This is a genomic window from Nocardiopsis dassonvillei subsp. dassonvillei DSM 43111, assembly GCF_000092985.1.
Taxonomy (GTDB): domain Bacteria; phylum Actinomycetota; class Actinomycetes; order Streptosporangiales; family Streptosporangiaceae; genus Nocardiopsis; species Nocardiopsis dassonvillei.
The window spans coordinates 3,940,660-3,966,404 of record NC_014210.1 but is presented as its reverse complement, the minus strand read 5'-3'; the positions used below and the strand labels follow the sequence as shown (position 1 = coordinate 3,966,404).

Sequence of the window (25,745 nt, the reverse complement as noted above, 5' to 3'; positions counted from 1 at the left end):
GGGTCCCGCACGGCGTCCGCGCCGCACGCCCTAAGGTGGACACCGTGCCGACCACATCCACTCCCTCCCCGCCGCCCGCCGCACCCACCTACGAGCTGGAGGACGAGCTCCGCTCCTCCGGCGCGCGGGTGGTCGCCGGGGTGGACGAGGTGGGCCGCGGCGCCTGGGCCGGGCCGCTCCTGGTCTGCGCCGCCGTCCCCGGCGAGGGCGCCCCGCCCCCCGGGCTGACCGACTCCAAGCGCCTGACCCCCAAACGCCGCCGGGAGATCGCCGACCAGCTGCGCCCCTGGGTCGCCGACCACGCCTTCGGCTGGTCCTCCCCCGAGGAGATCGACGAGGTCGGCATGACCGAGGCGCTGCACCGGGCCTCCCGCCGCGCCCTGGACGCGCTCTCCCCCCGGCCCGACGCCGTCATCCTCGACGGCAGGCACGACTTCATCGGCCGCCCCTGGAGGGTGCGCACCTGCGTCAAGGGCGATCTGGCCTGCGTCAGCGTCGCCGCCGCCGCGATCCTGGCCAAGGTCCGCCGCGACGCCCTCATGGCCGAGCTGGCCGCCGACCATCCGGGCTACGGGTTCGAGCGGGCCGCCGGGTACCCCTCGCCCGTGCACCGCGCCGCCCTGGCCGAGTCCGGGCCCACCCCGCACCACCGCATGAGCTGGTCCTACCTCGACGACCTGCCCCGATGGAAGCACCTGCGCAGGGTCCGCCCCGCTTCCGGCGGGCAGCTCCCCCTGCTGTGAGCACCGGACCCGCGGCCCCCGGGAGACCCCCGGCCAGGGGGCACGACACGCGGTCCCGTACTGGACATCCGCCCCACTTGGGGCAAGGCTGTGGCTGTGGACGTCGGCCCCCCGACGCCTCCCGCCCCCGACCCGAACCCCGCCGGTCAGGAGAGCCGACCGCCACGGACCCCCACCCAGGAAGGTTCATGGATGACGCGTGAGATGCGCTCCACCGCCGCCGCGGAGCCGGGACGCGCCTCGGGACTCGACCGCATGCGCGCCCTCTACCACCGGATCCCCCTCGGCCGACGGCTCGCGTCCGCACTGGTCCCGCTGACCGTGGTCGCCGTCGTCGCGTTCGTCACGGGGGTCTCCGTCTTCGGCGCGGTCACCGCGGCCCTGGTCCTGCTCATGGTCCTGGCCGCCCTCATGCGCTCCGTCGACGCCTTCGCCACCGTCATGGTGTGCGTGCTCTGGCTCGCGGTGGCCGTTCCCCTCTTCCAGATCCCCCTCACCGGCGAACCCGTCACGCTGCTGGTCCTGCCCCTGCCCCCGCTCGTGGTCCTGGCCGCCGGGCGGGCGCGCGAGTTCCCCGTCTGGCACACCACCGTGCTCTCGCTGACCGCCGGGCTCATCGCCGGGTTCTCCCTGGCCCTGGTCGGGCTGGTCGTCGAGCCCTTCGCCGCCTCCTGGGGGATCGCCCTGCTCTACGCCGCCGCGGGCGCCTGCCTGCTGTGGCGGCTGTCGGCCTCGCGCCAGATCCACCGCGAGAGCGAGGCCAACCGGCGCGAGACGGCCAAGTCCATGCCCGTCTCGCGCCGCAACGGCGGCGCGGGCCCCGCGAACGCGCCCGGGGGCCGGGACGGAGCCGACGGCCGCACCCGGCCGCTGCGCGCACGCACCGGCAGCGGCTCCCGCGGGGCCTCCTCCGCCGACAGCGACGACGAGCCCGTCCCCGTCGACCAGGCCCTGGCCGAACTGGAGGACATGGTCGGCCTCGACCCGGTCAAACAGCAGGTGCGCGGGATCGCCGCCTCCATCGAGGCGGCCCGCCTGCGCGCCGACGCGGGCTTCCCCGTCGAGCGGCCCCTGCGCCACCTGGTCTTCTCCGGCCCGCCCGGCACCGGCAAGACCAGCGTCGCCCGCACCCTGGCCACCATCTTCCACTCCTTCGGGCTGCTGCCCACCTCCCGCGTGGTCGAGGCCCAGCGGGCCGACCTCGTGGGGGAGTACCTGGGCGCGACCGCCATCAGGACCAACGAGCTCATCGACCGGGCGCTGGGCGGCGTGCTGTTCGTGGACGAGGCCTACTCCCTGGTCAACGAGGGCGACGGCCAGGCCGACCGGTTCGGCAACGAGGCCGTGCAGACCCTGCTCAAGCGCGCCGAGGACGACCGCGACCAGCTCGTCGTCGTCCTGGCCGGGTACGAGAAGGAGATGGACGCCTTCCTGGCCTCCAACCCCGGTCTGGCCTCGCGCTTCGCCACCCGCATCAGCTTCCCCAGCTACACCGCCGACGAGCTGTTCCGCATCGCCGAGTCCCTCGTCCACCAGCGCGGCGACATCCTCGACGGGGAAGCCGCCCAGGCGCTGCGGCGAAGGTTCGACCAGGTGGTCCAGCGCGAGGTGGTCGACGAGCTCGGCAACGGCCGCTTCGCCCGCTCGGTGGTGGAGAAGGCCGCCCAGGCCCGCGACGTGCGCGTGGTCACCGCCGGGGTGGACGGCGCCGAGCCCGCGCCCCGGCCCGAGGCCGAGGACCTCATCACCGTCCGCGCCTCGGACGTGGAGGCCGCCCACCGGGAGCTGACCTCGCGCCTGCCCGGTTTCGGGGAGGCGCCCGGCATCGGGGAGGCACTGGCCGAGCTGGACGCCATGATCGGTCTGGAGCCGGTCAAGGAGCAGGTCCGCTCCATCGTGGCCCAGCTGCGGGTGGCCAAGCTCCGCGAGGAGCAGGGGCTGCTCAACCAGGCGCCCATGCGGCACTTCGTGTTCTCCGGTCCGCCCGGTACCGGCAAGACCACCGTCGCCCGCGTGCTCGGCCGGGTCTTCGCGGCGCTGGGACTGCTCGGCCGCGCCGACGTGGTCGAGGCCCAGCGCGCCGACCTGGTCGGCGAGCACCTGGGCGCCACGGCGGTCAAGACCAACCGGCTCGTGGACCGGGCGCTGGGCGGCGTGCTGTTCGTGGACGAGGCCTACTCCCTGGTCAACCCCGGCTACAGCGGCGGCGACGCCTTCGGCTCCGAGGCCATCCAGACCCTGCTCAAGCGGGCCGAGGACGACCGGTCCCGGCTCGTGGTCGTGCTCGCGGGCTACCCGGCGGAGATGGAGCGTTTCCTGGCCTCCAACGCCGGACTGTCCTCGCGGTTCAACGTGCGGGTGCGCTTCCCCTCCTACACCGCCGACGAGCTCACCGAGATCGCCGAGACCGTGGCCGCCCGCACCGGTGACGCCTTCGACGACACCGCGCGCGAGGACCTGCGCAGCATCTTCGCGCACGTGTGCGAGGCCGGGTGGATCGACGAGCTCGGCAACGGCCGCTTCGCCCGCTCCCTGTTCGAGAAGGCGTGCTCCCACCGCGACCTGCGCGTGTCCCAGGAGCTGGGCGAGGCCGCGACCGCCGCCGAACTCACCGTCCTGACCAGCGCCGACGTCCGCAAGGCCTACGCCGAGGCGACGCAGTAGACCCGAGGGGGCGCGTACAGGCGTGCTGCTAGTGTCCGGATCATGACCGCTGCACCCACTTCCTCCGCGTCTCCCGTCACCCAGGCGCTCATCCTCGCCGGCGGCCAGGCCACCCGGCTGCGGCCCTACACCGACACCCGCCCCAAGGCGATGGTGGAGGTGGCGGGACGGCCCATCATCGACTACCAGCTGGAGTGGCTCGCCGGCCACGGCGTCGAACACGTCGTCGTCTCCTGCGGCTACAAGGCCGAGGTCCTGCGCGAGCACCTGGAGGCCCGCGAGGGCGGCCCGCGGGTCACGCTCCTGGTCGAGGACGAGCCGCTCGGCCGCGGCGGGGCCCTGCGCTTCGCCTCCACCGGCCTGCACGACCCGGAGGCCCCCTACTTCGCGCTCAACGGCGACGTGCTCACCTGGTTCCCCCTGGACGAGATGACCGCCCACCACCGGGAGCGGGGCGGCCTGGCCACCCTGGCCCTGGCCCAGTTCCGCACGACCTGGGGCATCGTGGACGTGGACGACCAGGACCGGATCGAGGGCTTCACCCAGAGCCCGCTGCTGCCGGTGTGGATCAACGCCGGCGTGTACCTGTTCGAGCCGGGCATCACCCCGCTGCTGCCCACCAAGGGCGACCACGAGTCCTCCACCTTCCCCGACCTGGCCGAGGAGGGGCGCCTGGCCGCCTACCGCATCGACGGCTTCTGGCGCGGCGTGGACACCGCCAAGGACGTCAAGGAGGCGGGGGAGCAGATCACCGCCATGCGCGAGGGCGCCTGACCCCGGCCGGGGAGGAGCGGACGTCGGCTGACGGGGCGCCGGGGAGGATGGGTATCGTCACCAAGGTGACGAACGACGGTTTCCTCCTCTCCAGCGCCCCCAACTTCCGCGACCTCGGCGGGCACCGCACCGCCTCGGGCCGCACGGTCCGCAGCGGGCTCGTGTACCGCTCCGACGCCCTGCACGCGATCGCCGCGGACGAGCTGCCCGTCTACAACGGCCTGGGCATCCGCCAGCTCGTCGACCTGCGCACCCCGCACGAGCGCGAGACCCTCCCCGACGTCGTCCCCGAGGGCGCCGAGTACGCGGTCGTGGCCGTGCAGGACCCCGAGGCGTCCGGTGCCAACTTCTCCCTGGCCCTGGCCGACCCCGAGAAGGCCCGCCTCATGTTCGCCGACGGCGCCGCCGAGCGCTTCATGCACGGCGTCTACCGCGAGCTCGTGACCGACGCCGAGGCGCTCGCCGGGTATCGCGAGCTGGTCGAGCGGGTGGCCCGGGGCCCGGCGGCCCTGGTCTTCCACTGCAGCGCGGGCAAGGACCGCACCGGCTGGGGCGCCGCCCTGCTGCTCGGCCTGCTGGGCGTGGACCGCGAGGCCGTGGTCGCCGACTACCTGGCCAGCAACGAGCGCCAGGCCAACACCGACGAGTGGATGCGCAGGCTCGCCCGGCACAGCGCCCTGGAGTGGGAGGAGGTCGTGCCCATGACGCGGGTGCGCGCCGAGTACCTGGAGACCGCCTTCGCCCACGTGGACGAGGTCCACGGCTCCTTCGACGCCTACGTCACCGAGGGCCTCAAGCTCTCCGACGCCACCGTCGAGCAGCTGCGCGAGCGCATGCTGGAGTAGGCGCCGTGCGGCGGGGGCGCGGTGCCGGGGCGGGCGCCGCCTACAGCGCGTCCAGTCGGCGGCGCAGGTCGCTCTCGCCCGAGGCGGCGTCCAGCACCTCGCCCAGCGCGGCCAGCACGCCGGGCCGGTCCACGCCCCGGTCCAGCATCCGGCGCGCCGCCGCCCACAGGTTCGCGGGCCTGCCGTGCCACAGCCGCCGGGCCAGGCGCTCGTGCCGGTCCAGCTCCCGCTCCCGCTCGGGATCGTCGCCGGTCACCGGCCGGTACCACCGGTCCTGCCCGCTGGAGTGGCGGCCGCTGTGCGGGGTGGCCGCCTCGTACTCGCCGTAGTGGTCCAGGCGCAGCAGCGCTCTTCGGCCCCGGGCCGTGTCCGGGTCGAACTCCTCCGGCGCCCACGTCACCAGCTCGCTGGCCAGCAGCGGGAACGCGAACATCCGCCGCGCCAGCGACGAGAAGTCGCCGTCGGGCATCAGCCGCCGCACCGCCTCCTGGCGCAGCCCCAGCGGGCGCGCCGGATCGCGGTAGGTACGGGTGAACTCCGCGGTGGACTCCCACACCGCGTCCAGCGTCGCGCCCACCGCCACCTGCGGCAGCCCGCCGCGGCGGCCCGCCCAGCGCACCCACGCGGCCAGCACGTGCGGCATGGCCTCCTGCTCCTCGGGCAGCAGCACCACCCGGCCGGGCAGCCAGTGCAGCAGGAAGGACTCCACCTTGCGCGGGCTGACGCGCATCGGCCGACCGCCGTCCACGTCGCAGCCGTGCGTGATGATGTGGTCGGCGCAGCGGCTCGCCGCGTAGGAGTCGGAGAGCTCGGCGGCCTCGTCCGAGGCCAGGAAGCGGGCGGCCAGCACCGCGCGCCGGTCGCGCCGCCACACCGGAGCGGGGAAGGGGTCCACTCCCTCGGGAGGGGTGGGCAGGGACCGCACCCGCGCGTTGGCCAGCGCGAAGTGCGCGGCCAGCGACCCCCCGGTCAGGTCGGAGACCTTCAGCCCCACCGGCTCCACGAGCGCCCCCGAGGCCCGGTCGGCCGACGCGCCCGCCACCACCTGCTCCGTGCGCTCCAGTGCCCGTGACAGCAGGGCGCGCGCCTCGGTCAGCTCCACCTGGGCGAACCGCGCGAACTCGTCCGTCTCGGCCCTGGCCCGGCAGCTCTCCAGCAGCTGCTCGACCTTGGTGGTCACCCAGGCGTCGCGCAGCACGCCGCCGCCGTTGTGGTCCAGGACCAGGATCAGCGCGTGCTCGGGCGGCAGCGAGCCCGGGTGGCCGGGGTGGTCGCCGTCGCGGCTGAACACGCACACGAAGTCCTCGGTGTCACCGAACTGGTCGGTGCTGACGTAGACGGCCACCGGCGTGACCTCGCCGAGCTGGGAGGCCCACGCCGGTACCTGGAGGCCGCGCTCGCGGAGCGCGATCATCCCCTGTTCGGCCAGGCTCCGCTGCTCGGACGAGGTGCCCAGGGCGGTGACCGCCGCGAGCACGCCCAGCCCCGCGGGCTTGCCGGAGGCGGTGGCGTGCGCCACCAGGCCCTCGCCGAGCAGCCTCTCCACGTCCACGCCGGGGACCCGCTCCCCCCACCACGTGCCGAGCAGCTCGCTGAAGGCCAGCTCGGCGTCGAGGGGGTGGCGCATGGCCAGCAGCGCTCTGGCGGCGCGCAGCATCTCGTCGAAGACGGCGCGGGGAACCGGTTCGGAACCTGGGGACGGAGGCATCGGGGAGGGCACCATCCGAGCGTATGCCAGCCCGGGTGTGCGCTCCTCCGTTCCCGCCCACCGACGGCGGCGCCGGGCGCGGCCGGGGCGCGGCTCCCGTCGGGGGAGGCCGCGCCCCTGGAGGCGACCGCCGGGTTCAACGCGGTTGCGGTATGCCCCGGTGGCCGCCGAACAGGCCCGCGGCCGATCTGCGCGCCGGCTTCCTGGCCGGCGGGGAGGGCGGCACGGAGTTCACCATCGCCTCCAGGTGCTCGCGGGCGACCCGCTCGACCAGGTGCGGCGTGACCGTGATGCCCAGGTGTTCGACGCAGTTCCAGGTGTCGCTGACGCAGCGTTCGACACATCGGTGGGACAGGGCACTGAACTCGTCGTGGAGCCGTGCCGAGATCCGACTGAGATCCTGGACCGGGAAGGTCTGGAGCATTCTCGCTCACACCCCTAGCTGGAGATGGCCTGGACGGTGACCTCCACCCATTTCACTTGTTCTGGACGGAGTGTCAACCCCTCTCCCGGCACGCTGTTGATAAAACCTCCGGGAAGCATCGTTTACTCGAACACCACCGCCATCGCAGATCAACAAGGCGAAAAGGGTGTTTCGGGCGTATAACGCCCCTGGTCCCGAGTGGAGAACGCAAACATACCGCGAACGCCCATCGCCCGGAATTGGCGGAAAACACGTCGCGGAAAGTCCCCGTCCGCTGTGACGCGACCGGCGGGTGGCCTATTGTTTACCTTCCACGTCCGCGGACGGCCTCCCTCCACGACGGCCGTTGCGTGTGGACGGCTGTGTCTTATGCTTGAGCCGTGACAGCGGCCGAGAGGAGTCATCGAGCGTGACTCCCGGGAGCCGCGGAGCCCCCCGATCACCTTCGGCGCCGCGCGACTTCCGGCTTTCACGCCATGGGCGGCCGGTCGACAGGGGCCGCGCGGTCCAGGCAGCACCCCCCAACGAAACACGGCTGGGGAATCGACGGTTCCGGAGGTGTCGAGCAGTTGAGCGCCGAGACGTCCATTCCGCCACCCCGGGTCAGCAGGGCGGAACTCCCCGACGCGGTCAGATCCCTCCTCACCGACTCCCCGATCGGATTCGCGCTGCTCGGCCCCGACGACCTCCTCGGCACGATCAACCAGCGCCTGGCCGCCGACGTCCTGGGGCGCGCCCCCGCCGAGTGCCTGGGCCGCGACCCCGCAGACCTGCTGGAGGAGAACGGCGACCGCGACGCGGCCGCCGACCACCGGGCCTGCCTGGCCCGGGCGCGCGAGAGCGGACAGGCCGTCCGCGGACGCCACCGCGCCCCCGCCGGACAGCTGTGGGACCTGACCTGGTTCCCCGTCACCGAACCGGACACGGACGACGAGTACGTCGCCCTCATCGCGGTCCCCGCCGGTGAGGGCGCCGAACCCGTCGACGGCGCCGCGCTGCGCCGCGACGAGCAGCGGCTGCGCGCCCTGTTCCAGGCGGGCAACCAGATCGTCTGGGCCGCCGGACCCGGCGGCGAGATCCGCGAGGACTGCCCCCAGTGGCGGGCCGTCACCGGTCAGGAGCTGGAGCACTACCTGGGCCGGGGCTGGCTCGACGCCCTCCACCCCGAGGACCGTCCCCGCGTCGAGCGCGCCTGGGAGGACTCCGTCCTCGACGTCACCCCCTTCGACGCCATGTTCCGCGTGCGGACCCGCTCGGGCGGCTACGGCCACTACCGGGCCAGGGCCCACCCGGTCATGGAGGGGACACGGACCGCCGAGTGGGTCGGCACCCTCGCCGACATCACCAACGAGCGCGAGGCCGACGAACTCCGCCAGCGCCTCAACCAGCAGCTCAGCGAGGCGGCCATGCGCACCGCCCGCCTCCAGAAGGCCACCTCCGACCTGGCCGAGGCGCTCACCGCCGACGAGGTCGTCAACGCCATGTCCGAGATCGGCCGCTCCGGGGTGGGCGCCGACCACACCTGCGTCGTCCTGCTGGACCGCGACCGCCTGCGGCTGCGCACCATCGCCGCCGCGCACGCCCACCAGCTGCCCCGCTCCACCTTCCCCACGGACCACCCCGACATCGCCGCCCTGGCGGTGGCCGACCGGCTGCCCCGCCTGGCCGCCAACCCGGCCGAGCTGGGCGCGCTGTTCGACGGCGCGCCCGAGGTGGACGAACTCGTCGGGTCCACGCCCGAGCGGGCCTGGATCGCGCTGCCGATGATGACCGCGGGGCGCCCCATCGGCGCGCTGCGCTTCGCCTTCTCCACCCCGCGCGAGGTCTCCGACGACGAACGCGTGTTCCTGGAGGCCCTGGCCGGACAGTGCGCGCTGGCCATCGGCCGCGCCACCCTCTACGAGCAGGAGCACAACACCGCCGAGGAGCTCCAGCGCAGCCTGCTGCCCGAGGAACTGCCCGAGGTGCGCGGCGTGCGCCTGGCCGCCTACTACCGGTCCGGGTCGCAGAACGTGCAGGTCGGCGGCGACTGGTACGACGCCTTCCCGCTGCCCGACGGCCGCGTCGCCGGGGTGCTCGGCGACGTCATGGGCAAGGGCATCCCGGCCGCGGCAGGGATGAGCCGCATCCGCAACGCGCTGCGCGCCCTGGCCTTCTCCATGCCCGAGCCCGCCGACGTCCTGGCCGGCCTGGACCGCATGTTCTCGGCCACGGAGGGTATGGACCAGGTCACCACACTGGTCTACTTCGTGCTCGACCCCGTCACCGGACAGCTCGACCTCAGCAACGCGGGACACCTCCCGCCGCTGGTCGTGGCGGGCGGCGCGCGGCCGTCGCTGCTCGACACCGAACCCGACACGCCGCTCGGGGTCAGCTCCCCGCGGGGTCACCACAAATTCTTCGTCCAACCCGGTAACACCGTCGCCCTGTACTCCGATGGACTGGTTGAGAACCGCAAACGGTCCGTCTACTCCGGACTCGACGAGCTCGTCCACGTGGCGTCCTCGGCCCCTCCGGAGGTGGTGGGCGATCCACAGCAGATGCTGGAGTACCTTGTTGAGAGCATGCTCGATGGGTATGAGCAGGACGACGACGTCACGCTGCTCGCCGTCCAGCTTCCGGTGATCGACTCCGTGCCGGAGCGGTAGTGCCGGTTCGAGGCGAACCGGTGGACACCGGTCTGCGGCGGACCGGTGCGCACCGGTCCGCGCCGTGCCGGTGAACCGGCGCCAGACCGACGACAGACCGTACGAACAAGTCCATTGCCTTGCCTACAGTGAAGAAGCCGTTCCGCCCCGCGATGCGGGAGTGATCCTCTGCGGGGGTGACCTCCGGGAGCGCATACGCTGGACGGGGACGAACCTGGAGAGCGCATACGCTTGAAAGACCAACGGCTTCCCCGTTCCAGTGGGGACGATCCCAGGCCGCAGGTGGGAGAGGGTGCAGTGCCCGGTCCCGGCCAGGCGGACCACCGGGTCCGACAATCTCGCCACACGTCCGTTCGAGAGGTGTTTGTGTCATCTGCCAGTTCGACTCGCTCGAAGCAGTCCGAGTCACTGCAAGAGCCCGTCATTCAGCAGCTGATCGAGCGTGGGCGGTCCCAGGGCTTCCTTGAGCCCGAGGACGTGCGCCGTGCCTTCGAAGAGGCCGAAATCCCGATGTCGCAGGCGCAGTCCGTGCTCCGCAGCCTCGCGAAGGAGGGCGTGACCGTACTCGTTCCCGAGTCGGCCTCCTCCCGGCGCAAGGCGCCGCGGCGCAAGGCGGCGACCACCAAGACGGCGGCCACGCGGTCCACCTCGACCAGGTCCACCAAGACCACCGCGACGAGCAGGGCCGCCAAGCCCGTGCGCGCGGCGGCGGCCCAGGAGCAGACCGAGACGGTCACCGCCGTGGTCGGTTCCGCCGAGGACGCCGGGAACGAGGCCGGGGCGGAGAAGAAGCCCGCGGCCAAGAAGCCCGCCAAGAAGACGGCGACCAAGAAGCCCGCGACCAAGGCGGCCAAGACCACCGCGGCCAAGGGCCCGACCGCCAAGACCACCGGCCTCAAGGCCGCCGCCGCCAAGAAGACGGCGACCAAGGAACTCGGACTCGCGGCGGACGGCGAGTTCGACGAGGACGAGGACGGCCTGGACGACCTCGAGCACACCGGCGCCGAGCTGGAGCTGGTCGAGGACACCCCGGACCCGGCGGACAAGGACCTCAAGCCCGCCAAGCCCGAGGCCGTGGGCGCCCCGGCCAAGCCCGCCAACGAGGACGAGTCCTTCGTCCTCTACGACGACGATGACGACGCCCCCGCGGCGCAGGTCGTGGCCGCGGGCGCGACGGCGGACCCGGTCAAGGACTACCTCAAGCAGATCGGCAAGGTCCCGCTGCTCAACGCCGAGCAGGAGGTCGAACTCGCCAAGCGGATCGAGGCCGGCCTGTTCGCCGAGGAGAAGCTGGCCGAGGAGGCCGAGCTCCTCACCGTCGAGCTGCGCGACGAGCTGGAGTGGATCGCCGAGGACGGCGGCCGCGCCAAGAAGCACCTGCTGGAGGCCAACCTCCGGCTCGTGGTCTCGCTCGCCAAGCGCTACACCGGCCGCGGCATGCTCTTCCTGGACCTGATCCAGGAGGGCAACCTCGGTCTGATCCGCGCGGTGGAGAAGTTCGACTACACCAAGGGCTTCAAGTTCTCGACCTACGCCACGTGGTGGATCCGCCAGGCGATCACCCGGGCCATGGCCGACCAGGCGCGCACCATCCGCATCCCGGTGCACATGGTCGAGGTCATCAACAAGCTGGCCCGCGTCCAGCGCCAGATGCTCCAGGACCTGGGCCGCGAGCCCACCCCGGAGGAGCTGGCCAGGGAACTCGACATGACCCCGGAGAAGGTCGTCGAGGTGCAGAAGTACGGCCGCGAGCCGATCTCCCTGCACACCCCGCTGGGCGAGGACGGCGACAGCGAGTTCGGCGACCTCATCGAGGACTCCGAGGCGATCCAGCCGGGCGAGGCGGTCAGCTTCACCCTGCTCCAGGAGCAGCTGCACTCGGTGCTGGACACGCTGTCCGAGCGCGAGGCGGGCGTGGTGTCCATGCGCTTCGGTCTCACCGACGGCCAGCCGAAGACTTTAGACGAGATCGGCAAGGTCTACGGGGTCACCCGTGAGCGCATCCGGCAGATCGAGAGCAAGACGATGTCGAAGCTCCGCCACCCGTCGCGTTCGCAGGTGCTCCGCGACTACCTGGACTAGGTTCACCCAGGTGGTCGGCCGGTCGGCGGCGGTGGAGCGCTGACCGGCGGCTGAAGAGAACCGGACCGGTCCCGGATCCGCGCCCCCGCCCGAAGGCGGGGAGCGCCGACCCGGGACCGGCACCCCCAGGTCCGCGCGGCTGTGGCGACGTCCGCGTGTGCCGGAGCAGCCCCCGTTGGTGCTCCGAGGTGCCCGTCGCGCTCGGGAGCGTCCTTGGTTCTCCCGGGCACTGTGTCATACGGGGCACCGTGTCGTCCGAGGCGCTGTGTCATCCGATCCGACGGTGTCCATGGTGCCGCACGTACTGTAGGTGCGGCATAAAGTCGCGATATCGAGTCGTTATGTGACGGGGAGTGGCCTACGGTCGCTCCCCGTTCTCCGTGTGTCCGCGGGCCCTCTCCGGGCGCACGGGCGCGGCCCCGTCCGCGCGGCCCGCGCCCCTTTCCCGGTGCCGTCCCTCAGTCGCGGACGACGACGTTCAGGACGTGCCGTTCGGGCAGTTCCACGGTGTGCCCGAGGTCGCGCAGGGCCGACACCAGCTCCTCGGGGGTGGCGGCGTCCACGCCCTCCAGAAGCAGGGAGCGGGCGATGTCGCCCCGGGTGGCCTTGGCCATGTGGCTGACCACCGTGCGCCTGGCGACCCCGTCCACCACGCGCTCGCGCAGCACCCTGACGGCCACGCCGGTCCCCGGAGCGTAGGCGGCGGCGTAGGCGGACGAGCGGCAGTCGACCAGGAGCTGTCCCCCGGTGAACTCGTCCAGGGGCGCGGCCGCCTCGCGGCGCCAGTAGGAGCCCAGACCGCCCAGGGGCGGCAGCTTCACGCCCATGGACAGGCGGTACGGGGGCAGCCGGTCGGCGGGCCCGACCACTCCCCACAGCCCGGAGAAGATCAGGACCCGGGCGTCGGGGATGTCGGGGAGGCCGAGCCGGTCGTAGAGCACGCCCGTGTACAGGTCGGCCGCGCGCAGGGTGGGCGCGGTGGCCAGGTCCAGGTTGCGCTTGAGCGCGTCGGCCTGCCTGGCGCTGATCCCCAGGGTCTCCAGCGCGGTCTCCTCGGGCCCCGAGCACAGGTCCGCCAGCGCCGCCATGACCCGCTCGCGGGCCCCGGTCAGCTCCGGAAGGGTCAGCGTCCCCGGGTCCAGGCGGGGGCCCTCGCCGGAGGAGGCCTTGCCCTCGGACGGCGGCAGCAGGATGAGCATGGTGGAACTTCCCGGGTGGAGGCGGTGGTCGGGTACCCGCCCATGCTAGGGCGTGTGCGGAGCCCGTTCCCGGTGTCGGAGGACCTGGACGGCGAGGGTGACGAAGGCGACGCACAGCAGGGCGTCCATCACGGCGCCCACGGGGACGAATCCCTTGAGGATGCCGTTGGCGTGCAGCGCCATCGAGAGGACGCACAGGAACCGGACCGCGCCCACGGAGCGGGTCGCGAGCAGTCCCGCGGCCAGGAGCACCCAGGCCAGGTTGGGAGCCCACACCAGCGCGTACACCACGTGCACCCGGGGATAGAGGAACTCGACGAACGCGGTGGCCAGCTCCGGGGAGTGGGCGTCGGTGAGCTGGAGGGCGACGAAGTTGGCGCCCTCGAAGAAGGCGCCCACCATCAGCCCGAACAGGCACACGATCCCCGTGACGGCACCCAGCACGGGCCGGGTCCTGGCGATCGCGGTGGCCAGCCCGGCGAAGGCGGGCACCAGGAACAGCAGCCCGGCGAACCAGAGCCCGTACCCCCAGGCCATCTGGACGGGATCGTCGGCGTAGGCCGCGATCTGGTCCGGGAAGAAGAAGTGGTGCGGCGCCTTGAGCAGCTCCCCGGCCAGGAGCAGCGGCGGAGCCGCCGCCAGCGAGACGGCGGTCGGCCAGCGGCCGGGGAAGGGGCCGGGCGCGGGGGCCTCGGCCCGTCCGGGCAGGTCGCGGAGCAGGGCCGTTCTCAGGGACGCGGACGTGAAAGGGCTTTTTCGGGGAGTGGAGCGCATGCGGTCATCCTCGCCACCGCGAGGGTGCCGTGTCAGGAACGCTGCCACGACGGTCCGCCGGGGGTTCGCACCCCCCGGGCACCCCTACCGGGGACGCGGCCGCGGTCGCCGCGGGCCCGCCGGATAGCATCGTCGGCTCCGGGAGAGGGGAGCGGGCGTGCACGAGTGGGCTCGGCGGGTGACGCGGGACTGGCCGCCGTTCGAGGTGGAGGAGCGCGGCGGCTGGCGGTTCGGCTTCGCCGAGGGGATCACCAAGCGGGCCAACTGCGCGCTCGTGCTGGATCCGGACGCGCGCGTCGCCGAGGTCACCGCCTACTACACCGGGCGCGGCCTGAGGCCCTGCGTGCAGGTGTGGCCGGGCGAGGAGGAGGTCGACCGGCGGCTGGCGGAGCACGGCTACGCGGTGGTGGAGCCCTCACTGGTCCTGGCCCGCGACCTCGGCGCGCGCCCCGACGCCCCGGGCACGTCCTCGGTGGCGGCCTCGCCCGGGCCCGGGTGGTCGGCCGCCGGGGCCGCACGCATCCTCGGCCGGGTCGACGCCGCCTACGCAACGGCCGAGCGGGGCCTGTGCCGGGGGGCGGCGGTGCTGGACGGGGAGTCGGTGGCGCTCTGCGCCATGTTCACCGACCCCGCGGCGCGCGGACGCGGCGTGGCCGCCGGGCTGTTGGCCGACCTGCTGCGCTGGGGGTACGACCGCGGCGCGCGGCGGGCCTACCTGTGTGTGGTCGCCGACAACGCCCCGGCGCTGCGGCTGTACGGGCGCGCGGGGTTCACCGAGGTGTCGCGGTACCACAGCCGTGTACTGGAGGGCGCGCACGAAGGCGGCGGCTCCTGAGGGGAGCCGCCGCCGGTGTTCAGGCCTGTTCTGTTGTGCTCTGTGGCTAACGCTCGTCCGTCTTGCTCTCGGTGAGCTTGTCGGTCTCGTCCTGGATGTCCGAGGCGATCTTGCGGAGAGAGTCGTCGTGCTTGCGCATGTGGTGGGCGCAGAACAGCAGCTCGCCGCCGGAGTTCAGCAGCACCCGGACGTAAGCCTGCGCACCACAGCGGTCGCAACGGTCAGCAGCCGTCAGCGGCTGGGTGGGGGCAAGGGTTCCAGTCACTTCGCCATCCTCAATACTCGGCGTTAGTCACCTCTGACAACATTTAACCCGACCAGGACGTTCCCAACCTGGTCCCGTGTACGCCGACAGCGGAATCTGCCTGGTTGATGCCTGGATGTCGTCTCATGTCCTTGTTGTACCCGCCTCATGGCCCGGCATCCCAGGAAATGGGGAGCATCCAGGTCGCATCCACCGGAGGTGGTAGTCTCGCGCGGGGCAGGCCCCCGTCCTCCCGCCGAGTCCCGGTGGTAGCAAGCGACCGGCACGCCGCCCCCCTATTCGTCAGTGCGGCGCGGTACAAAGGGCACGCACCGCACAGCGCCCTGATGGCCCTGAAGACGCAGGAGATGTCCGAGTGACCGCCTTGACCGCAGTCGTCCACGACCCCGAGGATTACTCCGCCCGACACCTGTCGGTCCTCGAAGGTCTTGAGGCGGTGCGCAAACGGCCGGGCATGTACATCGGGTCCACCGACAGCCGCGGCCTCACCCACTGCATGTGGGAGATCATCGACAACTCCGTGGACGAGGCCCTGGGCGGCTTCTGCACCCGGATCGACGTCACACTGCACTCCGACGGGTCGGTGTCGGTGAGCGACGACGGACGCGGAATCCCCGTGGACGCCGAGCCCAAGTCCGGCCTGTCCGGTGTGGAACTGGTCATGACCAAGCTCCACGCGGGCGGCAAGTTCGGCTCCGGCTCCTACACCGCCTCCGGCGGCCTGCACGGCGTCGGCGCCTCGGTGGTCAACGCCCTGTCGTCCCGCGTGGACGTCGAGGTCGACCGCCAGGGCCGCACCCACGCGATCAGCTTCCGCCGGGGCATCCCCGGCCGCTTCGCCGGTTCCGGCCCCGACGCCGAGTTCACGCCGGTCTCGGGCCTGGAGCAGGTCCGCAAGGTGGCCCAGAAGATCACCGGCACCCGCATCCGGTTCTGGCCGGACATGCAGATCTTCCTCAAGGACGCCGACATCGCCCGCGAGGCGCTGCTGGACCGGGCCCGCCAGACCGCGTTCCTGGTGCCGGGCCTGACCCTCTCCGTGCGCGACGAGCGCGTGGAGGGGGAGCCCGCCCACGAGGAGGAGTTCCGCTTCGACGGCGGCATCGGCGAGTTCTGCACCTTCCTGGCCCCCGACGAGCCGGTCAGCGACGTGCTGCGCATCCAGGGCAGCGGCAACTTCACCGAGACCGTCCCGGTCCTGGACGACGCGGGGCACATGGTGCCCGCCGACGTCGAGCGCCGCCTGGACGTGGACGTCGCCCTGCGCTGGGGGACGGGCTACGACACCACCGTGCGCTCCTTCGTCAACGTCATCGCCACCCCCAAGGGCGGCACCCACATCAACGGCTTCGAACGGGCCCTGGTGCGGGTGATCAACGAGCAGCTGCGCACCACCAAGCTGCTGAGGAACAGCGACGACCCCGTCACCAAGGACGACACCCAGGAGGGGCTCACCGCGGTCGTCACCGTCCGCCTGCCCGAGCCCCAGTTCGAGGGCCAGACCAAGGAGATCCTCGGCACCTCCGCGGCGACCAGGATCGTCTCCCAGGTGGTCGGCAAGGAGCTGCGCGAGTTCCTGACCTCCACCAAGAAGGTGGAGAAGGCCAGGGCGCGCAGCGTCCTGGAGAAGGTGGTCGGGGCCGCCAAGGCCCGCCTGGCCGCGCGCCAGCAGCGCGAGACCCAGCGGCGCAAGACCGCCCTGGAGAACTCGGCGCTGCCCGCCAAGCTGGTGGACTGCCGCAGCGAGGGCCTGGAGCACAGCGAGCTGTTCATCGTCGAGGGGGACTCGGCGCTGGGCACCGCCAAGCTGGCCCGCGACTCGGAGTTCCAGGCGCTGCTGCCGATCCGGGGCAAGATCCTCAACGTGCAGAAGTCCTCGGTCGCCGACATGCTCAAGAACGCCGAGTGCGCGGCCATCCTCCAGGTGGTCGGCGCCGGTTCGGGGCGCACCTTCGACATCGACGCGGCCCGCTACGGCCGGATCATCCTCATGGCCGACGCCGACGTGGACGGCGCGCACATCCGCTGCCTGCTGCTCACGCTCATCTACCGCTACATGCGGCCGATGCTGGAGGCCGGACGGGTGTACGCGGCCGTGCCGCCGCTGCACCGCATCGAGCTGACCAACACCCGGCGCAAGCGCGGCAGCAAGCCCGAGGACCGCTACGTCTACACCTACTCCGACGCCGAGCTCTCGCGCACGCTGCTGGACCTGGAGAAGCGCAAGATCTCCTGGAAGGAGCCGGTGCAGCGCTACAAGGGCCTGGGTGAGATGGACGCCGACCAGCTGGCCGAGACCACCATGGACCCGCGTTACCGCACCCTGCGCCGGATCCGTGTGGAGCAGGCCGAGGAGGCCTCGTCCGTGTTCAACCTGCTGATGGGCAACGAGGTCGCCCCGCGCCGCCGCTTCATCCAGCAGGGCGCCCAGGAGCTGGACGTGGCCCGCATCGACACCTGACCGGTTTCTCAGGGGGTCTGGGGAGGCTCCCAGACCCCCTCCGCGAGGAACCGGTCGATGGTCGCGCGGTAGGGCGCCGGATCCAGGCCCCGCTCCGCCACCCAGGCGTCGTTGTAGTAGCTGTGCTGGTAGCGTTCGCCGCCGTCGCAGATCAGGGTGACCACGCTGCCCCTGCGCCCTTCCCGGAGCATCCTGGCCACCAGGTGCCACACCCCCCACAGGTTGGTGCCCGTGGAGCCTCCGGCGGAGAGCCCGGTGCGGTCGTGCAGGTGGCGCATCGCGGCGATGCTCGCGGCGTCGGGCACCGGCATCATCAGGTCGATCACCGACGGCACGAAGCTCGGCTCCATGCGGGGGCGGCCGATCCCCTCGATCCGGGAGGGCATCCCGGTGGCGTAGTCGGACGCGCCGGTGACCCAGCCGGGGAAGAACGCCGAGTTCTCCGGGTCCACCACCGCCAGCCGGGTGCCCAGGCGCCGGTAGCGCAGGTAGCGGCCGATGGTGGCGGAGGTGCCGCCGGTGCCCGCGCCCACCACGATCCACTCCGGGCACGGGTGGCGCTCCATGGCCAGCTGCTCGAAGATCGACTCGGCGATGTTGTTGTTGCCGCGCCAGTCCGTGGCCCGCTCGGCGTAGGTGAACTGGTCCATGTAGTGCCCGCCGGTCTCGGCGGCCAGCCGCTCGGCCTCGGCGTACATCGCGGGCGGGGCGTCCACGAAGTGGCACCTGCCGCCGTAGCGCTCGATCAGGGCGATCTTCTCCGGGCTGGTCCTGCGCGGGATGACCGTGATGAAGTCCAGGCCGACCAGCTGGGCGAAGTAGGCCTCCGACACCGCGGTGGACCCCGAGCTGGCCTCCACGATGGTGGTGCCCTCCCGGATCCACCCGTTGGCCAGCCCGTACAGGAACAGCGAGCGCGCCAGCCGGTGCTTGAGGCTGCCCGTGGGGTGCACGGACTCGTCCTTGAGGTACAGGTCGATGCCCCACTCCGGGGGGAGCGGGAACACGTGCAGGTGGGTGTCGGCCGAGCGGTTGGCGTCGGCGACGACCCTGCGTACCGCCTCGTCCGCCCAGGAGCGGGCGCTGTCGTCGCAGCGGTCCACCCACGGGGTGTCGTCGCCCGGCCGCGGACCTGTCGGTGAGGATGCCATGCCCAGCAGCGTAGTCCGCACACGGGAGGGGCCGGGCCCCGAGGGGCCCGGCCCCGCTCCTGCTCGGGTGGGGAACCGCGGCCGACCCGGCCGCGGGGGCGGTCCGGGGCGAGGGGTCTCCCGGCCCCGGTGCGCACGCGGGTGCGGTGGACCGGGGGCCGATCAGTCCAGGGAGCCCCCGGACATCACCGCGTGCATGCGCCGGTAGGTGGCCGCCTCCTCGTGGCGGCTCTGGCGCTCCAGCGTGCGCGCCAGGGCGATGTGCGCCCAGTTGTCCACCGGGTCCAGCTCGATGATCCTGCGGAAGGTCCGCTCGGCCTTGTTGAGCTGCGCGGAGTGGAAGTAGGCGCGGCCCAGCAGCTCCAGCAGGGAACGGCTGTCCGGTTCGTCGTCGACGATCGGTTCGAGGGTGCGGGCGGCGTAGATGGGGTCGCCCAGTTCCATGAACATGCGGGCGCGGTTGAAGGTGTCGTAGGTGTTCTCTTCCACGGTGCTCCTTCCGACGGCGCGGGGCCGTCCCGGATCACAACGGCCGGCGTACCGGTCGCATTCCCTGGTGGGGCGTGTGGGGCGAAGGCGCGGGCAGGAGCCCGCCGGGCCCTCCCGCGCCCTCCGGTCCCACAGAAGAGATCCCCGCGCACGTGCGGCGCACACGTGGTCGACCCCGGTCACCGCCTCCGCTCGGGAGCGGTCACAGGTCCGTCATGGTGATCCGGCCGGTGTCCACGTCGTACAGCGCGCCCGCGACCGGCAGGCCCTCGGGCAGCAGCGGGTGGTGGCGGATGCGCTCCAAGTCGTGCCGCAGGGCGCCCAGCTGGTCGTTGTCGGTGTGGAACTCCAGGCTGCGCGTGTCCACTCCGTACTGCTCCTCGATGAGGTCGTGAACGGTGTCGTCGCTCTCCACGGAGGCCATCTTGCACCGGGTGTGCGGCATGATCAGCACCCGGTCCACACCGAGCAGGTACACCGCCAGCACCAGGGTGCGCAGGGTGTCGTCGGTCACGCGCGCGCCGGCGTTGCGCAGGATCTTGGCGTCACCGGGCTTGAGACCGAGCATGTCCAAAGGCTCGATCCTGGAATCCATGCAGGTCACCAGGCCCAGGCCGCGCGCGGCGACGGGTTCGAGCCCGGAGAGGGAGAAGGACTCGGCGTAGGCGTCGTTGGCCGGTAGGAAATCGTCGAAGGCACTGGAGGAAGTGGTGCCGCTGTTGTCGCTCACGTGGAGGCGCTCCCTTGTCCCGTGGTCGCGGACGCGCCGCGCGCACCGGACGGATCCGGTGCGCGCGGCGCTCTCCGAGACGAGTCAGGCTTTCGCTCCGGGAACGGTGATCCCGGAGTCGGTCTGTCCGCTACCTACAGTAACGATCGCGCGGGGCAGCGCGTCACCGGACCCGTCCCGACGGTCGATCGGGTCGGGCAGGCGGACCGGCTTGCCGTCCGCGCGCGCGGCGCGGGCGGGGGAACGGCCGATCCATCCGAACAGCAGGGTGTCCTCGCCCTTGAGGTAGCGGTGGCAGCGCACGCCGCCGGTGGCGCGGCCCTTGACCGGGTAGGCCTCGAAGGGCGTGACCTTGGCCGAACCGGCCTGGGTGCCCTCCAGGGCGCCGGAGGAGCCCGAGACGGTGACCACCACCGAGTCCTGCGGACTGGGCACGGCGCCGAACCACAGCACCCGCGCCCCCTCCGACAGGCGCACGCCCGCCACACCGCCCGCGGGCCGCCCCTGGGGCCGCACGGCGCTCGCGGAGAAGCGCAGCAGCTGGGCCTCGGAGGTGATGAAGGCCAGGTCCTCCTCGCCCGTGGACAGCTGGGTGACGCCCACGACGCGGTCGTCGTCCTTGAGCGCCACGACCTCGAAGTCGTCCTTGTTGGGCGGGTAGTCGGGGGAGACCCGCTTGACCACACCGCCGCGCGTGCCCAGGGCGAAGCCGGGGCCCGAGGCGTCCATGGACACCACCGACACCACCCGTTCGTCCCCGTCGAGCTGGACGAACTCGGACACGTCCAGCCCCGAGGCCAGCGGCGGGCTGTCCCCGCCCTCGTCGGGCAGCTCCGGCAGCTCCACCACCGGCACGCGGATCATCCGGCCCAGGTCGGTGACCAGGCCCACGGCGGAGCGCGAGGTGGTGGGGACGGACACGTGGACCGCGTCGTGCCGGGTGCGCAGGCCCTCGTACACGCGCGGCACCGAGGGTCCCTTGCTGCGGCCGATCGCGCCGTGCACGCCCATCAGCACGTGGCAGGGCTGGTCGGCCATCTCCAGCGGGATCACCGCGCTGCGGGCCACGCCGTCGCTCTCGCGCAGCTGCGTGCGACGCGGGGTGGCGAACTCCTTGGCGACGTCGCCCATCTCCTTGGAGACCAGGCGGCGCAGCTTCTTGTCCGACTCCAGAACCGCGGTGAGGGCGTCGACCTCCTTGTTGAGCTTGTCCCGCTCGGTCTCCAGCTCCATCCGGTCGAAGCGGGTCAGGCGCCGCAGCGGGGTCTCCAGGATGTAGCGGGCCTGGATCTCCGACAGGTCGTAGGCGCCCATGAGCGACTCGCGGGCGGCGGCGGTGTCCTCGGCCTCGCGGATCAGGGAGATGACCCGGTCGATGTCCAGCAGGGCCACGAGCAGGCCGTCCACCAGGTGCAGGCGCTCCTGGCGCTTGGCTCGGCGGAACTCGCTGCGGCGGCGCACCACGTCGAGGCGGTGGTTGACGTAGACCTCGAGGAGTTCGCGCAGTCCCAGCGTCTGGGGCTGGCCGTCCACGAGGGCCACGTTGTTGATGCCGAAGGACTCCTCCATCGGCGTGAGCCGGTACAGCTCCTCCAGGACCGCCTCGGGGTTGAAGCCGTTCTTGAGCTCGATGACCAGGCGCAGGCCCTGCGTGCGGTCGGTCAGGTCCTTCAGGTCCGAGATGCCCTGGAGCTTCTTGGACTGCACCAGCTCCTTGATCCGGCTGATGACCTTCTCCGGGCCCACGCTGTAGGGCAGCTCGGTGACCACCAGGCCGGTGCGGCGCGCGGACACCTTCTCGATGGAGACGGTGGCGCGGGTCTTGAACGTGCCCCGGCCGCTGCGGTAGGCGTCGCGGATGCCGTCCAGGCCGACGATGGTGCCGCCGGTGGGCAGGTCCGGGCCCGGGACGAACTCGGTGAGCTCCTCCAGGGTGGCCTCGGGGTGGGCGATCAGGTGGCGGGCGGCCGCGACGACCTCGCCCAGGTTGTGCGGGGCCATGTTGGTGGCCATGCCCACCGCGATGCCGGAGGCGCCGTTGACCAGCAGGTTCGGGAAGGCGGCGGGCAGGACCTCGGGCTCGGTCTCCTGGCCGTCGTAGTTGGGCCGGAAGTCGACGACGTTCTCGTCGATGGAGGCGACCAGCTGCTCGGCGGCGCGGTCCAGGCGCGCCTCGGTGTAGCGCATGGCGGCCGGCGCGTCGTCGCCGCCCAGGGAGCCGAAGTTGCCGTGGCCGTCCACCAGGGGCACGCGCATGGCGAAGGGCTGGCTCAGGCGCACGAGCGCGTCGTAGATGGCGGTGTCGCCGTGGGGGTGGAGGCGGCCCATCACGTCCCCGACGACGCGGGCGCACTTGACGTGGCCGCGGTCGTGCCGCAGCCCCATCTCGTTCATCTGGTAGAGGATGCGCCGCTGCACCGGTTTCATACCGTCGCGCGCGTCCGGTAGCGCGCGTTGGTAGATGACCGAGTAGGCGTACTCCAGGAAGCTGCCGCGCATCTCCTCGGAGACGTCGATGTCGATGATCTTCTCGGCGAGATCCTCGGGGGGACGGGAAGTAGTACGGGCCATGTCCGTAATTCTGGCCTGTGCCAGAGACTGAAACGTACAAGGACGCGTCACCGGGCGGGTGTGAGCCTCGTGACGCGGCGTCGTGTGTGCCGCTGCGACGTGCGGGTTGTGTGGGGGTGGGCGGGTCCGCGATGTTTCTGTGCTTGGGTGCCGGACGGCCGCACAACGCTCCGATCGTGCCCGGAACGCCCGAAACGGAGCCGCGGGCGCGGTCCGTTTCGGTTGGCGCGTCCCGCGGCGGGGCGGAGGGCGCCCCCGGCGCCCGCGGGGCGCCGGGGGCCGGGCGTCAGTCGGTGAAGGGGATCGTGACCGAGGCGCCGCCGTCGGGGCCGACCAGGACCCGCGAGGAGGCGTTGCCCAGGGCGCTCCACAGCTCGACGCGGACGGAGCCGCCCTCCAGGTCGCCGAGGGACCCGTCGGCGCTCGCCGCGCCCCGGCCCTGCGTGTACTCCTCCCAGCCGTTCAGGTCGTTGGTGGCGAAGTAGCGGTAGGTCTCCGTGCGGTCGTCGGTGCCGTCGCCGTCCAGGTCGTAGACCACGCGGACCTGGACCGCGTTGCCGACCGCGTTACCCGAGTCCACGGGCAGCGAGAACGCGGTGGCGCCGCCGGTGTGGGCGCCGGTCAGGTCGTCGGCGCGCAGCACCACGCGGTCGCCCGGCGGCAGGCCGTCCTGGTTGCGTCCCCCCGCGGAGGCCACGGTGATCTCGCCGGCGGAGCCGTGCGGGGCGCTGGAGAGCGCGGAGGGGGTCAGGTGCAGGCCGCCGTCGCCGACGTTGCCCTCACCCGGGTCGCCCGGGTCGCCCGGGTCGCCCGGGTCGCCGGGGTCACCGCCGCCGCCCTCGCCCGTGGTGGAGGCCAGCGAGCGGGGCTCCACCTCCAGTTCGACGCCGTCGGAGAAGGTGACCGTCAGCGGGGAGCCGGAGGGGTTGAAGGCGACGTGCGTGCGCTCCCCGCCGTCGGTGAAGACGGCGTAGTGCGCGGTGTCGGCGGTCACGGAGGTGTCCACGGTGCCGACCTCGGCGAGCGTCGAGACCCACTGGTAGGTGTGCGGCTTGGACTCGCCCGCCTCCGGTTCGTAGGTGCTCCACTGCTCCTCGAACATGCGCAGGGCGTCGTCGCCGTCGGAGAGGGCGCGGTGCTCCCAGTGGATGTCGCGCCAGATCTGCGGTTCGCGGCCCAGGCGGTCCACCAGCGACTCGTACATCGCCCCGGCGTGTTCGGGGTCGTGCCCCAGGTACAGCGAACTCGCCGTGATGGGCAGGTAGTTGATGCCGTAGTGCTCCTCGTCGCCGCCGTCCCACCAGATGCGGTAGTCGCCGCCGTCGCCCCACACCATGCCGACGACGTCGTGTTCGAAGCCCTCGGGGAAGGTGTCGCCGCCGTGGTCCTGCCAGTAGCGGGTGATGGCGGAGGCCTGCGTGGTGTGCAGGTACACGCCCAGGTCGCGCAGCTCCTCGTCCCCGGTCAGGGCGCCGAACAGTGCGGTGGCGGCGGCGAAGTGCATGCCCTCGGAGGAGGACTCCTGGTTGTTCCCGGCGGCGAACCCCGCGTGCCCGGAGGCCCATCCGTGCCCCGCGTAGGGCGAGAAGGACCGCAGGCGCGGGAACATGTCGCTGTTCGGGTCGGTCTCGGCCACGTCGCGGATCAGCAGGCGGACCATGCCGCCCCAGGCGTCCTCGGCGGCCCAGGCGCTGTCGTAGCGGGCCACGACGGCCGCCGCGGAGACGAAGTAGCCGTAGTGGAAGTCGTGGTCGTTGACCTCGGTGGCGGAGCCGAAGCTGTCCGGGTAGCCGAGCATGGTGCCCCAGTCGGCCTCGTAGGCGAACTGGCGGGTCCCCCCGGCCGTGAACCAGTCCTCCAGACGGCCCCTGACCAGGTCCAGCAGCGCGTCGCGGCCCTCGGTGTGGCCGATGGAGTCGGCGATGGGCACCAGCTGGGCCAGCCTGCCCAGCGCCTTGCCGTCCCAGTAGGTGTCGCCGGGCTCGGGGAAGTGCTCCTGCTCGGCCAGGACCTCGTCGATGAGCTGGCGCATGCGGTCGTGGTCGGCGCTTTCCACGGTCGGCAGGCTGGGCAGGATGCCCTGGGCGGCCAGCTCGGTGGTGAAGCTCGCGCCCTGCGCCACGCGCATCTCGCCCCGGGGGGAGGAGTAGGACAGGTCGGTGACGGGGGTGGAGGCCTCCTGCCAGTGGTGCGGGTAGAGGGCCATGAGCGTGCCCTCCCCACTTCCCTCGCGCGGCTCGGTCTCCACCCGGTAGGTGCTGGTCAGGGTGGCGGCGGCCTCGTCGTAGTCGTACTCCACGCGGGAGCCGGTGACGAAGGAGTGGGCGTAGGGGGCGAAGGTGTCCAGGTCCTCGGGTGAGGGCAGGACCGCCACGGAGTAGTGGCCCTCGGCGCCGGTCGGGGCGGTGAAGGTGTCGCCTGAGCGCGTCCAGGGGGCGTCGGAGGGGGCGAACAGCGCGTAGTGGCGGCCGCCCACGCTGGCGCCGACCACGGAGCCCTCCTGGTGCCAGACCTCGGGGGTGCCGGAGAAGGTCACCTGGGCGTCGCCGCCCGCGGTGTCGGCGTAGGCGAAGGGCAGGCCCTGGCCGATGGTCACGCGCAGGGTCCGGCCGGAGCCCTCCCAGTGCGCGGTGACGGTCCAGTCGCCGTGGTCGGCGACCCGGGTGTCGGGGGAGGACAGGCCCTGGACCCCCAGGGACAGGTCGGCGGTGTGGGGGTGCTCGTACTTGAGGCCGTCGGCGACGAGCTGGGAGTCCCGCGGGTAGCCCATCTCCAGCCCGCCCTCGTGGGGGTGGAAGCTGGCGGGGTGGGCGAAGAGGTTCTCACCGTGGGGGTTGTCGGGGTAGCGCTGGAAGATCAGCGACGACCACCACTCGTTGGTGGGGGCGTGCCCCTCGAAGTCCTCGGTCACCTTGGGGTCGACCGGGGCGCCGTTCAGGTCGGAGGGCCCGGGGGCTCCGGCGGGGAGGGTGTCGCTGTAGCCGCCCGAGCCGACGGGGACCTCGGCGGCCACGGCCGCCGGAGGGGCGGAGGCCACGCCCGCGGCGCAGACCAGGGCCGTGGCGGCGGCCAGGACGCCCATGCGCGGGGACCGCGCGCGCCGTGCTGTCGTCGGTCCGTTGGGGGGATGGTGGGGGGACGGTCGACTCCATGGGTGCCGCATACTGCGCCTTTCACTCGCTTCCGCGGTAGAGCGCCCGCCCTCGGCGGGCGGGAGCGCTCCCAGGCGTGAGCCTTGGTAAATGAGTGTTCAGTCCTGGTTGTAGGAGCGCAATGCCAGGAAAGTGGAAAGTATCCTTTCTGTTACCGGCGGTGTTCATGAGGGTTACAGGGGAACCCCGTCCCAGGTCGGCCGCGCGTCCGCTCCGGGGCGGAGCGGTCC

Annotated in this window: 18 protein-coding genes; 8 read left to right on the top strand and 10 right to left on the bottom strand. The window is 72.4% G+C overall.

Features of this window, described 5'->3' with window-relative positions; all coding sequences use genetic code 11:
* Positions 1–44 precede the first annotated feature (44 nt).
* From NDAS_RS16415 to NDAS_RS16400, 4 genes are all read left to right on the top strand, one after another.
* Complete coding sequence (locus NDAS_RS16415; protein ID WP_013154332.1) at positions 45–743, top strand: ribonuclease HII; 699 nt, start codon at positions 45–47, stop codon at positions 741–743.
* A 192-nt stretch (positions 744–935) separates the two neighbouring features.
* Positions 936–3,407 (top strand): AAA family ATPase, encoded by a 2,472-nt coding sequence (locus tag NDAS_RS16410; RefSeq protein ID WP_013154331.1) that lies wholly within the window; start codon positions 936–938, stop codon positions 3,405–3,407.
* 42 nt (positions 3,408–3,449) lie between these two features.
* A complete protein-coding gene (locus NDAS_RS16405; protein WP_013154330.1) occupies positions 3,450–4,181 on the top strand; it encodes a nucleotidyltransferase family protein in 732 nt (243 codons plus the stop codon).
* A 47-nt stretch (positions 4,182–4,228) separates the two neighbouring features.
* Positions 4,229–5,026 (top strand): tyrosine-protein phosphatase, encoded by a 798-nt coding sequence (locus tag NDAS_RS16400; protein ID WP_013154329.1) that lies wholly within the window; start codon positions 4,229–4,231, stop codon positions 5,024–5,026.
* Between the two features lie 40 nt (positions 5,027–5,066).
* Here the strand turns inward: NDAS_RS16400 and NDAS_RS16395 are convergent, their stop codons facing one another.
* Positions 5,067–6,683, bottom strand: coding sequence for a hypothetical protein (locus NDAS_RS16395; RefSeq protein ID WP_041553203.1), 1,617 nt, complete (start codon positions 6,681–6,683; stop codon positions 5,067–5,069).
* Between the two features lie 187 nt (positions 6,684–6,870).
* Positions 6,871–7,158 (bottom strand): hypothetical protein, encoded by a 288-nt coding sequence (locus NDAS_RS16390; protein ID WP_013154327.1) that lies wholly within the window; start codon positions 7,156–7,158, stop codon positions 6,871–6,873.
* Positions 7,159–7,727: 569 nt separating this feature from the next.
* Between NDAS_RS16390 and NDAS_RS16385 the strand changes: the two genes are divergently transcribed.
* Both NDAS_RS16385 and NDAS_RS16375 read left to right on the top strand, forming a co-directional pair.
* Positions 7,728–9,806 (top strand): SpoIIE family protein phosphatase, encoded by a 2,079-nt coding sequence (locus tag NDAS_RS16385; RefSeq protein WP_013154326.1) that lies wholly within the window; start codon positions 7,728–7,730, stop codon positions 9,804–9,806.
* A 366-nt stretch (positions 9,807–10,172) separates the two neighbouring features.
* Positions 10,173–11,888, top strand: coding sequence for an RNA polymerase sigma factor (locus NDAS_RS16375; RefSeq protein WP_013154325.1), 1,716 nt, complete (start codon positions 10,173–10,175; stop codon positions 11,886–11,888).
* Between the two features lie 458 nt (positions 11,889–12,346).
* On the opposite strand, the gene yaaA is transcribed toward NDAS_RS16375, so the two are convergent.
* Positions 12,347–13,087, bottom strand: coding sequence for a peroxide stress protein YaaA (yaaA, locus tag NDAS_RS16370; RefSeq protein WP_013154324.1), 741 nt, complete (start codon positions 13,085–13,087; stop codon positions 12,347–12,349).
* A gap of 45 nt (positions 13,088–13,132) precedes the next feature.
* Entirely contained in the window at positions 13,133–13,861 is a 729-nt protein-coding gene (locus tag NDAS_RS16365) for a hypothetical protein (RefSeq protein ID WP_013154323.1), read from the bottom strand.
* Positions 13,862–14,018: 157 nt separating this feature from the next.
* Between NDAS_RS16365 and NDAS_RS16360 the strand changes: the two genes are divergently transcribed.
* Positions 14,019–14,696, top strand: a complete 678-nt coding sequence (locus NDAS_RS16360; protein ID WP_013154322.1) for a GNAT family N-acetyltransferase — start codon at positions 14,019–14,021, stop codon at positions 14,694–14,696.
* A 46-nt stretch (positions 14,697–14,742) separates the two neighbouring features.
* On the opposite strand, the gene NDAS_RS16355 is transcribed toward NDAS_RS16360, so the two are convergent.
* On the bottom strand, positions 14,743–14,961 hold the full coding sequence (locus NDAS_RS16355; RefSeq protein ID WP_013154321.1) for a DUF7455 domain-containing protein: 219 nt from the start codon (positions 14,959–14,961) through the stop codon (positions 14,743–14,745).
* Positions 14,962–15,316: 355 nt separating this feature from the next.
* On the opposite strand from NDAS_RS16355, the gene NDAS_RS16350 reads away from it, so the two are divergent.
* Positions 15,317–17,422 carry a DNA gyrase/topoisomerase IV subunit B gene (locus NDAS_RS16350; RefSeq protein ID WP_013154320.1) on the top strand — a complete coding sequence of 702 codons (2,106 nt, stop codon included), beginning with the start codon at positions 15,317–15,319 and terminating at the stop codon, positions 17,420–17,422.
* Positions 17,423–17,430: 8 nt separating this feature from the next.
* Here NDAS_RS16350 and cds1 read toward each other — a convergent pair whose 3' ends face one another.
* The 5 genes from cds1 to NDAS_RS16325 all read right to left on the bottom strand — a co-directional run bounded on the left by cds1 (position 17,431) and on the right by NDAS_RS16325 (position 25,445).
* Entirely contained in the window at positions 17,431–18,573 is a 1,143-nt protein-coding gene (gene cds1 / locus NDAS_RS16345; protein WP_013154319.1) for an L-cysteine desulfhydrase Cds1, read from the bottom strand.
* Positions 18,574–18,735: 162 nt separating this feature from the next.
* Positions 18,736–19,062 (bottom strand): tetratricopeptide repeat protein, encoded by a 327-nt coding sequence (locus NDAS_RS16340; protein ID WP_013154318.1) that lies wholly within the window; start codon positions 19,060–19,062, stop codon positions 18,736–18,738.
* Positions 19,063–19,264: 202 nt separating this feature from the next.
* Positions 19,265–19,792: a beta-class carbonic anhydrase gene (locus NDAS_RS16335; protein ID WP_013154317.1), complete on the bottom strand. Its 528-nt coding sequence runs from the start codon at positions 19,790–19,792 to the stop codon at positions 19,265–19,267.
* 84 nt (positions 19,793–19,876) lie between these two features.
* Positions 19,877–22,363 carry a DNA gyrase/topoisomerase IV subunit A gene (locus tag NDAS_RS16330; RefSeq protein ID WP_013154316.1) on the bottom strand — a complete coding sequence of 829 codons (2,487 nt, stop codon included), beginning with the start codon at positions 22,361–22,363 and terminating at the stop codon, positions 19,877–19,879.
* Between the two features lie 286 nt (positions 22,364–22,649).
* Positions 22,650–25,445 carry a glycosyl hydrolase gene (locus tag NDAS_RS16325; protein WP_013154315.1) on the bottom strand — a complete coding sequence of 932 codons (2,796 nt, stop codon included), beginning with the start codon at positions 25,443–25,445 and terminating at the stop codon, positions 22,650–22,652.
* Positions 25,446–25,745: the final 300 nt, after the last annotated feature.